The organism is Flavobacterium sp. MK4S-17 (genome assembly GCF_009848495.1).
Classification (GTDB): domain Bacteria; phylum Bacteroidota; class Bacteroidia; order Flavobacteriales; family Flavobacteriaceae; genus Flavobacterium.
The window spans coordinates 124,546-137,345 of sequence record NZ_WWEP01000013.1 but is presented as its reverse complement, the minus strand read 5'-3'; the positions used below and the strand labels follow the sequence as shown (position 1 = coordinate 137,345).

The 12,800-nt window shown below is 39.5% G+C and carries 12 protein-coding genes; 6 read left to right on the top strand and 6 right to left on the bottom strand.

Features of this window, described 5'->3' with window-relative positions:
* Positions 1 to 19: 19 nt before the first annotated feature.
* Both GSF09_RS06655 and GSF09_RS06650 read left to right on the top strand, forming a co-directional pair.
* Positions 20 to 1,105 (top strand): agmatinase family protein, encoded by a 1,086-nt coding sequence (locus GSF09_RS06655; protein WP_159800162.1) that lies wholly within the window; start codon positions 20 to 22, stop codon positions 1,103 to 1,105.
* A gap of 21 nt (positions 1,106 to 1,126) precedes the next feature.
* Positions 1,127 to 1,951 (top strand): zinc-dependent peptidase, encoded by an 825-nt coding sequence (locus tag GSF09_RS06650; protein ID WP_159800161.1) that lies wholly within the window; start codon positions 1,127 to 1,129, stop codon positions 1,949 to 1,951.
* Positions 1,952 to 1,991: 40 nt separating this feature from the next.
* Here GSF09_RS06650 and GSF09_RS06645 read toward each other — a convergent pair whose 3' ends face one another.
* From GSF09_RS06645 to GSF09_RS06635, 3 genes are read right to left on the bottom strand one after another with little or no spacing between them, the layout of a single operon-like run.
* Positions 1,992 to 2,453 carry a VOC family protein gene (locus GSF09_RS06645; protein WP_159800160.1) on the bottom strand — a complete coding sequence of 154 codons (462 nt, stop codon included), beginning with the start codon at positions 2,451 to 2,453 and terminating at the stop codon, positions 1,992 to 1,994.
* A gap of 18 nt (positions 2,454 to 2,471) precedes the next feature.
* Positions 2,472 to 2,894, bottom strand: a complete 423-nt coding sequence (locus GSF09_RS06640) for a DoxX family protein (RefSeq protein WP_159800159.1) — start codon at positions 2,892 to 2,894, stop codon at positions 2,472 to 2,474.
* Between the two features lie 31 nt (positions 2,895 to 2,925).
* Positions 2,926 to 3,435, bottom strand: a complete 510-nt coding sequence (locus tag GSF09_RS06635) for a DinB family protein (RefSeq protein WP_159800158.1) — start codon at positions 3,433 to 3,435, stop codon at positions 2,926 to 2,928.
* A gap of 121 nt (positions 3,436 to 3,556) precedes the next feature.
* Here GSF09_RS06635 and GSF09_RS06630 point away from each other — a divergent pair, with 121 nt between their 5' ends.
* A complete protein-coding gene (locus GSF09_RS06630; RefSeq protein ID WP_159800157.1) occupies positions 3,557 to 4,519 on the top strand; it encodes a GlxA family transcriptional regulator in 963 nt (320 codons plus the stop codon).
* Here the strand turns inward: GSF09_RS06630 and GSF09_RS06625 are convergent, their stop codons facing one another.
* Entirely contained in the window at positions 4,520 to 5,215 is a 696-nt protein-coding gene (locus GSF09_RS06625; protein WP_159800156.1) for a response regulator transcription factor, read from the bottom strand.
* Entirely contained in the window at positions 5,212 to 6,573 is a 1,362-nt protein-coding gene (locus GSF09_RS06620; RefSeq protein WP_159800155.1) for a sensor histidine kinase KdpD, read from the bottom strand. Before GSF09_RS06620 ends, GSF09_RS06625 begins: the two co-directional genes overlap by 4 nt.
* Positions 6,574 to 6,768: 195 nt before the next feature.
* Between GSF09_RS06620 and GSF09_RS06615 the strand changes: the two genes are divergently transcribed.
* Positions 6,769 to 9,162 carry an outer membrane beta-barrel family protein gene (locus GSF09_RS06615; RefSeq protein ID WP_159800154.1) on the top strand — a complete coding sequence of 798 codons (2,394 nt, stop codon included), beginning with the start codon at positions 6,769 to 6,771 and terminating at the stop codon, positions 9,160 to 9,162.
* Between the two features lie 53 nt (positions 9,163 to 9,215).
* Here the strand turns inward: GSF09_RS06615 and GSF09_RS06610 are convergent, their stop codons facing one another.
* Complete coding sequence (locus GSF09_RS06610) at positions 9,216 to 11,462, bottom strand: TonB-dependent receptor (protein WP_159800153.1); 2,247 nt, start codon at positions 11,460 to 11,462, stop codon at positions 9,216 to 9,218.
* 129 nt (positions 11,463 to 11,591) lie between these two features.
* Between GSF09_RS06610 and GSF09_RS06605 the strand changes: the two genes are divergently transcribed.
* Positions 11,592 to 12,434: a helix-turn-helix domain-containing protein gene (locus tag GSF09_RS06605; protein ID WP_159800152.1), complete on the top strand. Its 843-nt coding sequence runs from the start codon at positions 11,592 to 11,594 to the stop codon at positions 12,432 to 12,434.
* An 80-nt stretch (positions 12,435 to 12,514) separates the two neighbouring features.
* On the top strand, positions 12,515 to 12,685 hold the full coding sequence (locus GSF09_RS06600) for a hypothetical protein (RefSeq protein ID WP_159800151.1): 171 nt from the start codon (positions 12,515 to 12,517) through the stop codon (positions 12,683 to 12,685).
* Positions 12,686 to 12,800 lie beyond the last annotated feature (115 nt).

Below are 12,800 nucleotides of genomic sequence, written 5' to 3'. Positions count from 1 at the left end.
GTTTACAAATAATATAAAAATGACTAAAGAACAAAAAATAGCAGGTTTTGACCCAAGCCAGCCCGGTTTGGCTGATGCAAGTATATTCGGGCTGCCTTTTACGGCAGAGGAGAGTGAAATAATTGTAGTACCTGCCCCCTGGGAAGTAACTGTGAGTTATGGTGCAGGAGCTTCGGAAGGGCCTGAAGCAGTGCTTGAAGCCTCTTTTCAGGTAGATTTGCAGCACCAGGAATTTCCTGAATTATGGAAGCAGGGTATTTATTTTGATTCCAACGCACAAATTGATGAATGGGCAGCCAACAGCGCAAAATTTAAAGCTATGGCACAGCCTGTTATTAAAGCCTTGGAAAGTGGAAAGGATATAGCAGGTGATGCGGCCCTGCAAGCAGACCTTGATGCTATAAATATTGCATGCGGGGAGTTTAAAGATCAGCTAAGGAAGCGGGTGCTGGACTGGATGGAACAGGGTAAAAAGGTTGTGCTTTTGGGTGGCGACCACAGTACACCATTGGGTTATTATGAAGCGCTTGCTTCAAAACATGATAATTTCGGGCTGCTTCACCTTGATGCACACATGGATTTGCGTATAGCTTACGAAGGGTTTACCTATTCTCATGCTTCTATAATGTACAACGCATTGCAACTGCCTCAAATATCAAAAATAGTGCAGGTGGGCATACGCGATTTCTGCCAGCAGGAAGTAGATGTGGTTAAGGAGCAGGGCAGCCGTGTAAAAGTTTTTACCGATACTGACCTTAAGGCAGAGAGTTTTGAAGGACGGACATGGAAGCAGCAATGTGATGCGATAATTGAGGCACTGCCTCAAAAGGTTTGCATCAGTTTTGATATAGACGGGCTTTACCCATGGTACTGCCCAAATACGGGAACACCTGTGCCCGGAGGCTTTTCGTTTGAGCAGGCAGCTTATTTATTCAGCAGGCTTGCCGAAAGCGGAAAAGAAATTATAGGCTTTGACCTTGTTGAAGTTGCCCCTGGGGAAAATGATGACTGGGACGGTAATGTAGGCGCAAGGATGCTGTTCCACATGTGCGGTATTCTTGCAAAGAATAATAAAATGGATGTAGGCGGTAAAATATCTTTTTAATACATCCCGTGATATAAGCCTATGGAAATAGTTACAGCAGTGCTTACATTATTGCTGAGCATGTTTATTTTGTATATCCTACTTTTTTTAATTTTCAATTACCTGATAGAGCCTGTGTATATGATGGCTTTCAACAGGCCGATATATGTACATTTTTACCCTGTATCAAGGCAGTTGGAGCCCAGCCATATTTTTATACTGGAAAATGAATTCCGGTTTTATAGGAAACTGTCAGAAAAGCGTAAGCATTATTTTAGGCACCGGGTTTCTGTTTTTATAAAGCACTATGAATTTGCAGGGCGGGATGGCTTGATAGTAACTGAAGAAATGAAAGTGAAAATAGCAGCAACGGCTGTTATGCTTACTTTTGGCATGCGAAGCTTTTTATCAAAGCTTTTTTCAGTAATAATTTTATACCCTGATGCATTTTTATCGGCAAATGGTGAAGATTATCACAAAGGTGAATTTAACCCCCGTGTTGGGGCAGTGGTGTTTTCATGGAAGCACTTTTCAGAAGGTTTGCAGTATGATAATGATAACCTTAACCTTGGACTGCATGAATTTGCCCATGTATTGCATATAGATTCCACTAAACTGCGCAGGCCGGGCTCGTCGGCTGTAATATATGATGATATGTTTGCAAGGTTAATGGGTTATCTCCAACAACCTTTAAACAGGGAAAAACTGGTTGATGCAGGCTATTTCAGGGAATATGCCTATACCAACCAGTATGAGTTTATTGCCGTTATACTGGAACATTTTTTTGAAACGCCTGCTGAATTCCGCCAGCGTTTCCCTAAATTGTACAGCATTGTAGCAAGAATGATTAATTACAGGGAAGGGTAATTAAGTTGTCTCCAGGTATATCTTGTATTTTCCGACTTGTTTACTTTATATATTCCTGTGTACTAAAGCTAACCATCCACTGTATGCCAAATTTATCTACCAGCATACCGAAATAATCTCCCCAAAAAGCGTCTGCCATTGGCATTATCTGTACTCCGCCTTCAGATAAGCCTGCAAATACCCTATCGGCTTCCTCTTTGCTATCTACAGTTATGCTAAGTGCAATATTAGTGCCTGCTTTTACCTTTTCCATATGCGGTGGCACATCACTGCCCATAAGCACACTGTTACCATAACTTAGGGCTATGTGCATAATTTTCTCCGAAAGGTCTTCTCTAGGCTTTGCACCTTCCGGGTCTATGCATCCATCCATGGGCACATCGGCTGGAACATCTTTATACCGCATTACATGGGCAAAGTCGCCACCCAGCACTTTTTTATAAAAGTTAAACACTTCTTCGGTATTACCATTAAAGTTAAGGTAAGGGTTGATTGATTTCATGATTTTTGTTTTTATAGTTTATAATTGTTGTTTGTTCCTGTTATTAAAAATGAGATTATCTACCGAATACCTTCCACTGCCTAACAGGAATATGGCAAGGCAAAGCCACAGGTAAATAAAAGGTATCATTTTATTCATAAAAGGGTCTTTAGCGTGTGCCACGAAAAATGCAACCAGCATGGTTATAAAAATAGGTACAACAGCAAAACGCGTGGCAAAGCCTATTAGGATAAAAATGCCACAGAAAACTTCGGCAAATATTACCAGGATAAGTGATAGTTTGGTGCCTAAACCAATAGGGTCGCCAAACATTTCCAGCATACCGCTGTAGTTGGATAATTTTGGCCAGCCATGAAAAATAAACATGCCGCCAAACAAAAGCCTTATTAATAAAGTGGCTAAATCAGTGTGCAATGATACAGGTGTAAGTAAAGATTTCATAATAAATTTGTTTTTAGGTTATTAGGTAAATTTACACATATTTCATTGCAGAATAACCTAACAGCCTGCGCCACAATGCAATTTGTCCTATACAATTGGCTTCGCGGTATGTATTAAAAGAAATAATATCATAAAAGCTGAATTGCATTCCCGGCATTTCATATAGGGTATCCAGCTTTTCATCATCTGCTTCTGTAACACATTTTCGCAGTATAGGCGTTATGTGCTGCCATTGTTCAATATATTCTGCAATAGTTGGATAAACCGCCCCATCTATAATTCCCCTGTTATCTTTAAATAAATCATCGGCCGGTTGCGTATAATTACTGTTACCTGAAAAATCAAGGCTGTTGGCAAGCTCAAACCGCTGCTGAACCACACTGCCAGCCAGCCACGCTACATGGTTTGCTTTTGTGTTATGCCTTTTATGCGCATCAGTATCGCTAATGCCCTCAAGGGCATTTACAAAATAATCGGTATGCAAATCATACAGTGTTATAAAACCCTGAATCCTGCTGCTGTTTGTAATAGTGTTTTCCATATTTAACTTGCTTAAAACAAAGCTAATACAAACTGTTTTTAATAAGGGTTGGCTAAAAGGTCAATATAAGGGGGTGTTTAAGACAAAAACATTATATTTGGTTACATAAAACAGGCTGCTTATGAAACTGGGTATATTATTAACGCATGAGCACAGGCTGCTGAGCGTGGCCGCCATGCTTGATGTTTTTGAAACTGCCAACCGCTTTTATGTAGAGGAAGGTAAACTGCCGCCTTTTACAATAGAGTTGCTTTATAATGAAGGGCATGATATTTCTTCTTATACAGGCTATGCGCCTTTGGTGCCTCAAAAAGACGATTATTTCGACCTGATATTTATCCCGGCCTTTAAGCAGGACGTTGCCGCTGCTTTACAGTTTAACTTTGTATGGATACCATGGCTGCAACAACAATATAATAACGGGGCAGCAGTTGCCAGTTATTGTACAGGTGCTTTTTTGCTGGCAGCAACAGGGCTGCTTAATAACAGGCCGGCTACCACCCATATAAATGCAGAGGCTGCCTTTTCGCAAATGTTCCCGGAAGTGCAGGTGCAGACTGAAGCTGTAGTAACCGAAAAAGACCGTATATATACCAGTGGTGGCGCTACCAATAGTTTTCATTTAATGATGCTGCTGCTGGAAATTTACTGCAACCGTAAAACAGCGGTTAAAGCCGCAAAATTATTTTCGGTGGATATGGACAGGAACAGGCAGTCCTATTTCGGTACTTTTGCACCTGCAGAGAACCATGGGGATGAGTTGGTAAGGCAGGCACAGGAGCAGATTAAAAAACATTATGGTAAAGCAAATACCATAGAAGAAATTATTACTGAAATTCCTGCCAGCAGGCGCAACCTTGCAAGGCGATTTAAGCAGGTAACTGGCATGACACCTATAGAATACCTGCAGAAAACCCGTATTGAAGCTGCAAAAAATTTATTGGAAAATACAAGGCAAAGTATAATGGAGGTAATGCTGGAATCGGGGTATAATGACCTTAAAACCTTCAGGACACTTTTTAAAAGGACTGTGGGTATGACACCCAAAATGTACCGTGATAAATTTAGCGGTCAGATGGTTTAATTACGCTTTTCCTGATACACTGAACTCCAAACCTATACCTCTTATTGCCGTTAACGCAATAGAAGTATCCTCACCAAAATATTTACGTATCCGGCTTATAAATACATCCATACTGCGGCCTGAAAAAAAATCATCGCTGCCCCATACTGCCATTAGTATATCTTCGCGTTTTATAACTTTATTCCGGTTGGCATACAGGTAATAAACAAGCTGTGATTCCTTTTCGGTTAACCTGTGTGTAGCAACAGGATGCTGCAATATATAATTGCCCGGCAGGAATGTATAACTGCCGATAATAATACTTTCTTCAGTAGTAGTATTGTGCTTTAATCCCTGCGAGCGTTTTATAATATTCTGTATCCTTAAAATAAGCTCATCGGCTTCAAAAGGTTTTACAACATAGTCGTCTGCACCAAGTTTTAACCCTTTTATCCTGTCTTCCTTCATACCTTTTGCCGTGAGGAATATAAAAGGCATGCCAGGCTTTTTGGCTATTATTTTTTCGGCAAGCGAAAAACCGTCCATTTTGGGCATCATTACATCCAATACACAAATATCTGCTTCGGTATCGGCAAAAATGTCAAGTGCTTCTTCACCATCTTTTGCCCATGTAACTTTAAAGCCCGACATTTCCAGGTACTGCTTTAAAATAGAGCCGTAATCAAAGTCATCTTCTGCCAGCAATATGTGTTTCATAATGCAGGGATTATAATTGTAAATACCGAACCCTTACCTTCTGAGCTTTCCACTTTTACCGTTCCTTTATAAGCGTTAACTATCTGCTGTATGTAATAAAGCCCCAAGCCCAATCCTTTGGTATTATGTATATTTCCTTTTTCGGCCCGGTAAAATTTTTCAAATATGGCCGCCTGTTCTTTTGCGGCAATGCCCTTACCATTATCTTTAACCGAAAGTTCAAAGCCCTGCCCTTTACCTTCAATAGAAACAATAATGCTGTCAGCACCATACTTTACCGCATTATCCAGCAGGTTAAGCAATATGGTATTGAGATGAAACGGGTCTATTTTTATAACGGCACCATCATTAATTACACAATTTATGGACACACCCGGATGTGAAAGGCTGAAGTCGTTTACTGTTCCTGCGACTTCGTTATGTTCCACTATCCTTATATTGCCTGCCTCTGTTCCTGTAGCTGCAACCGAAGCCTGGGTAACCTGGCTGAAAAGTTTTTGCATACGCTGGTTCTGCCTGTCTATTATAGCAAGGGTGTTGCGGTAGCTTTGGGCATCCAGTTCCCCTTCTTTGCGGGTTAAGGTTTTTACGGCAATATCCAGCGCGGCAAGTGGCGTTTGGAATTCATGTGTAATGTTGTTGATAAAGTCTGCCTTTATATCGGCATTTTTCTTTTGCGTAATAAGGCTTTTTATAGAAAGGTAAAACAGCAGGACTACAAAAATGAATAACAAAACCGAAAAAATAAGCAGCCCCGACATTTTCAGCAGTACTTCTTTTTTCCAGTTGGGTATGCTGTAAAACCTTTTTGATACTACTTCAAAATTATATATTTTCTGGTTTGTTGTGTCGCGCATAAATTCGGATGTATCACTGCGCCAGGTGGACTGAGATGCCTGGGTTTCCTCATCGGCTTGGGCATTATTACTGTATAAGGCCATCTTCCCGTTAAAAAGCGTATCGTTTTTTGCTGTTTTAGGGTCATGTACTATAATAGAAGTTACATAATTGGCATAGCTTACATCATAGTTGCCATAAATACCTTTTTTACTGATATGCTTTTCAACTATAGCCGAAAGTGAATCAGAAATTTTATTTATGAGCTTTACATAATCTTTTTTACCTGCTTCATTTTTCTTGTAACGGTCTATAAAAAGGCTGGTATTTTTCATCCATACCGTATTTATGGAATCGAGCTTTCCTGTTGTTTCCAGTTTAAGCAGTTTTTGTGTAATAGCACCGTCGGCATTTCTTGCGCGCAACAGGTAGGTATTATAAATAAAATACCCCTGTATAAAAGCAAGTGCTATAACGGTAAGTATGCACCCTGCAATAAGTAAAGAAATCTTTTGTTTCATCTGCCACGGTATAATCAGCAAAAATATTGTAAATCCTTTACAGTATGCAAAATAACAGCCTTATTAACCGTGCATTAACCTAAAAGTACAATTGTACAGTAAAGGGTTATTTGCATTAACCTATCATTAACCCGTCATTAACCCACCCTATGCTTATGTTTCAGCACATTTGCATCATCAATCATCAATCAAATTATGAAACAGTTAGCAGTATTTATTTTATTTTGTTTTGCCTGTACGGCATTTGGGCAGGATGTATCAGGAAATGTAAAAGATAAGGAGGGCGGGCCTATACCTTTTGCCGATGTAATTTTAATGCAGCAGGATTCGGCAGTTTATAAAACTGCCTATACTGATGATAAAGGGTATTTTATTTTAAACGGGACTGCAAAAGGCAGCTATATTTTAAAAATAAGTACACTGGGCTTTGCAGATTACATCCAGCCCATAGCTGTGGAAGAAAACGCTGTATTGCCAGATATTATCCTTAAAGAATCGGCTACAGTGCTGGAGGACGTGGTTATCAATTCTAAAAAACCGGTTGTAAAGCGCAAGATAGACAGGCTTGAGTTTAATGTTGAAAATACTACGCTTTCCTCTGAAAATGCCTGGGAAATATTACGTAAAACGCCTGGTGTGAATGTAACATCCGGTGGTATAGCTATAAGGGGAAGCAGTGGTATACTGGTTACCATTAATGATAAAAAGGTTTACCTTACCGGCACTGAACTTAAAAACCTTCTTGAAAATACTGAAGGCGAAAACATTAAATCTATTGAAGTTATAACCAATCCGCCAGCCAGGTATGAGGCGCAGGGAAGCGCTGTGCTAAATATTAAGATGAAAAAAACAGGGCCGCAGGGTTATAAAGGTTCGGTAGCGGGAGCTTATGTGCAGTCCATGTATCCTAAAGGGGTTGTTTCGACCAATCAGTATTATAAAGCAGATAAATTTTCGGTGTATGGCGGGTATATGTTTGGTTCCGGTACCTACTATTCTGAAAACAAGAACGAAGCACGCTACCGGGATGTTAGTGGAGACCTTGCCTCGGTATGGAAAAGTGATGCGAAAACAAAATACAGGGCTTTGTCCCAAAACAGCTATAACATGAATGCCGAATATATGGCTGACAGCCTCAACATATTTACCGTGGGCACAAATGGCTTTTTCAGCCTTAAAAGCAATGCGGTTTTTAAAACACCGGCTTATATATATAATGCGCAGGGACAGTTAGATTCGCTTTACTATACAAGGAATAACAGGGACTATCCACAAAAAAACAATACTATAAACGGTACTTATGAGCATAAGTTTAAAGACAAAGGAAACATTGTATTCTCTGCTGATTATACCAAGCATTACTTTAATGAAAGCCAAAATGTAAATTCTGTTTTTTCTTTGCCCGGGGAAGAGCCTTACAGGTTTAGCCGTTTTTTAACCGATGACAGCCGCCGCATTAACCTTTTTACTGCACAGGCAGATTATACCGGCCAGTTGGCAAACGCTGCTTTTGAAGCTGGGTTGCGGTATGGCAAAGTAGATGCTAAAAATGAATATGAATATATAACAGATAAAGGAGGGGTGCTGGTACCTGATGATAACCTTACCAATACTTTTTTATATGATGAGGATATATTTGCCGGTTATGTAAGCTACCACAAAGAGCTTAATGAAAAATGGAGCATTAAAGCAGGGCTGCGTGGAGAATATACCAGCCTCGAAGGAAACTCGGTAACAACTGCAGAAGTAAACACACAGGAATATTTTAAAATTTTCCCCACCCTATATGGATTATACAAACCATCTGCGGCCCACCAGGTAGGGCTGTCTTATGGTAAGAGGATAATAAGGCCTGTGTATGGCTGGCTGAATCCGTTCAGGTCTTATACCGACCCTTATGCGTATAATTCCGGCGACCCGAAACTGCAGCCTGCTATTACTCATAATATCAACCTGATGTACACACTAAAGGATAAATATAATTTTGATTTTTATTACAGGCTGGAAAAAGATCCTGCCCTGCAGGTTTCTTATCAGGATTATGCAACCAATACACTGGTAACGCAAATTACCAACATTAGGGAAAATAATTCATTCGGGCTTGACTTTAATACTAATCTGGAAATATTTGAATGGTGGCAGTCAGGGATACAGGCAAATATTGCCTACGCTGAAAATACCTTTCAGGGAGTTGGTGGAAATTTATATACTAACGGGCGCCTCGATTTTACAGGGAGTACCAATATGCGTTTTACCTTTAACCGGGACAAAAGCCTTATTGGAGATGTAAACTTTTATTACAGGTCGCCTTATGTACAGGGAACATATTTATGCAGTCAGGTTTCAAGCCTTGATATAGGCGTAAGGAAAACATTGCTGAAAGGTAATGCCGAACTGTCACTTATATTATCTGATATTTACAGGGGAAGCCGGCAGAAAATAACCACCAGCTATGGCAACCAGTATAATGCAACGGTAAGCTATAACGATACACAAAGTTTCCGTATCCAATTTCGTTACCGTTTTGGCAATCAAAAACTGCAAAACAAGGCACAACGCCAAACCGAGGAGCAGCAAAGGCTTAACTAATACTGTTTGCCTGCCCTGTAAACAATTACAAGGCAGCATGAGCATATTTTATATTATAAATTTTCAAACAAATTATAACGAACCCCTATAAACACACGGCGGCCCTGTAATGAAGCATAATTATAGCTTGGTTCAAAAGTATAGCCGTTAGGATTGGTTACTGGGTCATCCACATTTTTATCAAACGGGTCAAACGGCCGTATTATAGGGTCTTTAGGTACAAAGTTGAAAACATTTTTTACCCCGCCGTAAAATTCAAGCCCGTAATTAAATTTTTTAGTCAACTGTATATTGGCAATACAAAACCAGGGGGAATATTCAGGGCGGTAATCCAATGGCAGTATAGGCAGGCGCATCGGGCCAAACCAGTTACCGGTAACGTCTATACTGAAATTTTCAGGAAAGCTGTAGGTAGCGGCAAAATTACCTGTCCATTTTGGTGCATGCAGTTGCTGTATCCTTTCAAGCCTCCCGGCAGAATTTTCCTCCACCTGGTACACATCCAAGTATGAAACGCCTGCCATAACCTTTAAAGGAAATGTAAACATGGCATCTACATTTAAGGAAACACCCTGCGATATGGCATGTCCATTAAGGTTATCATATATAATTTTGTTAGGGTCGCTGTCAAAATCCCCTACAATCTTATTGGTAAAATAGGAATAAAAGCCCGTAACGTCAAAATTAAAAAATCCGGATTCAGTGGGTAGTTTTAAAATGTAGTTAATGTTGCTGTTGTAGGAGCGTTCGGGCTTTAAGGCTTCTGTTATTACTACCTCACGTGCGCCGGTAAGTGCTGCGTGGTCTTCCGTAAAAAGATTTACCACCCTGAAACCTGTACCAAAGCTTGCCCGCAGTATATTATTTTCGTCTGGTGAAAATTTATAAGCCAGGCGTGGCGAATGCACAGCACCATGATTTTCGTCATAATCAAACCTGTAGCCACCCAAAACCTTATGCCTGTCATTCAGCTTCCACTCATCCTGTACAAAAATACCGGGTAAAGGGGTTTCGGCAGGTTTATTGCCTGTGCCGTCTGCTGCTGCAGTTGCGGGAGTATTATCATCATATACCGTATAACGCATAGAAGCTCCCAATAAAAAGGTATGGTTGCCAAACTCCCTGTCCCAATAAGTTTGAAGGAATGCTACCTGCTGTGTAGCCATATAAGGCGTGTTGCCATACCAGGAGTTCTGGTCGTGCCAGTTGTAGGAAAATTGCGTAAATATGTTTTCCTTTAAAGGCAGTTGGTAAATACCTATAATTTCGGCCCTGCGGGTATAAATGCTTTCGCCATATATACTGTCGCTCCCGCGCGATTTTTTATCCCAGTTCATCTCGCCGCCCCATCGGTCTTCATATACATAACGCCCTGCTATACTGGCTAACTTACTATTTTTACGTGCAAAATCCCATTTGTTAAATATGGAGATACGGTTTTGCAAAGTCATGTCCGTAAAATTGTCGTTATTCTTATCTACCCGGTTATTAAAAGTAAAATAGTTAATGCCCAGTAAGCCCATTGTGTTCCCTGCCTTAAGTTTTGCTGCACCGTCAAGGTTAACTTCTCCCCAGCTTGTGGTAAACATATCGGCGCTTATAAGCGGTGCCCGTGAAAGACTTTTGGTTATAACATTTATAATACCGCCCATAGCCTCCGAGCCATATAAAGAGGAGCCGGGGCCTTTTACAACTTCAATGCGCTCCACTATACTGTTGGGTATTCCGTTAAGTCCATACACTGTTGACAATGCACTTACAATAGGCATGCCGTCAATCAATATTAATGTATAGGGCCCTTCCATGCCGTTAATATGTATATCGCCGGTATTGCATACATTACAGTTTAGCTGTGGCTGTACGCCATTAACCATGCCTACCGATTCAAAAAGGCTTGCCGTAGGGTTTTTCCTGAACAGGGTGGGTGTAATTATATCAACGGGTATTGGGCTTTCACTCTTGCGCATTTCCTTCATAGTACCTGTAATCACAACTTCTTCCAGTGCCTGGCTGTCTTCTTTAAGGTTAATGTTTATGGATATTTCTTTTTCGCTGCCCACTTTTATTTCCCTTCGTTCAGTTATAAAACCTATAAAATTGAATACCATTTTATAATTGCCGGGGGTATTATTTTTTATTTCAAAATAACCGTTTTCATTCGTTACAAATGTTTCTCCTGATGGTGAAATTGTAATACTTACACCGGGTATAGGTTCATTACTGCCTGTAACAGTACCTTTAATTGTTGTTTGTGAATAAGCAGTTAAACTAATGAACAGTAAAAATAATATTAACCTCATTTCAAATTTTATTTAGAACTGCTAAATTATAAATTTAGATTGACCTAAAAAATATTTTTTATTTCATTTAATTATAAAAGCTTTACGGTTTTCTGAAATGTTTATTATTTTTACTCTAAGCTATTAAGTATGGACTCAAAAGGAATATTTTTAACTGCACAGCCGGCAAGTGATATAGTAGGAAAATATATTTCCTATTATTATTTTCATTCGTCAGGCAGTCCTGAGTTTCAAAAAAAGTTCTTTTTTTATCCTAACTATAAACATGCATTAACGTTGTATAAAGGCTCAAAAGTTACCTTTACACCCAATGGCTCGGAGATAACACCTTCCACAGGAAATGATTTTTACTGCCTTTATTCTGTAAACACAGATAAAAACTATACGGTTAACCTTACCGGGCCTTTTTTTAAAATAGGGGTGGTTTTTAATCCCTTGGGGATTAATCATTTTATTAATGAACCTTTGGGCGACATATTTAAACCTGCATTTGATGAATTAAATAAATTTAAGGGCCTGGATGAGGTTGCAGATGCTGTTTTAAAAGAAGGCGATGTAAAACGCAAAGCTGATTTACTGGATAACTATTTTGAGCAGCATTATATTGGCTTTAATGAGCCGGTAGTAAAAAAGGCGGTACAGGAAATTTTAAATTCCAATGGCTCAATAAAGGTTGAAGAGCTTTCCGATGTGCTGGAAGTAAGCAGGAAAACATTACTGAGGCTTTTTAAAAAGCATTTGTGCTGCACGGTAGAGGAGTATAAAAAAATGGTTATGTTTCGCAATGCGCTGAATTATGCCCAGACTGAAGAAAACTTTTCACTTACCGATGTGGCTTTGTTCAACCTGTATTATGACCAGGCACATTTTATAAAGCATTTTAAAACCGTAACTGAACATTCGCCTAAAATGCTGCTTTCCAAACTTACCCGGCTGGGCAACCAGCAGTTATACTGGAATTTCGAGGACTAAATACTACCTGTCCCAATTTTACAATTTTTTGTTTTCGGTCTTTATGATATTTGTAGTGTAAAACTTTAAACCTACTAATTATGAAACTTACACGCAAACACATTTATGCAGCTATTTTATCACTAATTGTTTGCACTATTATAGGGATTGCCGTTCAGTATTTTTTTGACATCGAAATCTACCGCTGGCTTATAATAGGAGCTCTTGTACCATTAGCCATAATTGCCTCAACAAAAAAAGATACCAATTAAGTAAAGCCATTGTATTATGATTAACCTTATCCTGGTGGCAGCCGAGAAACTAATACACCTCATCTGCTTATAAGTAAACATCTCATTTTATTATGTTAAAGTAACTGCAATAATA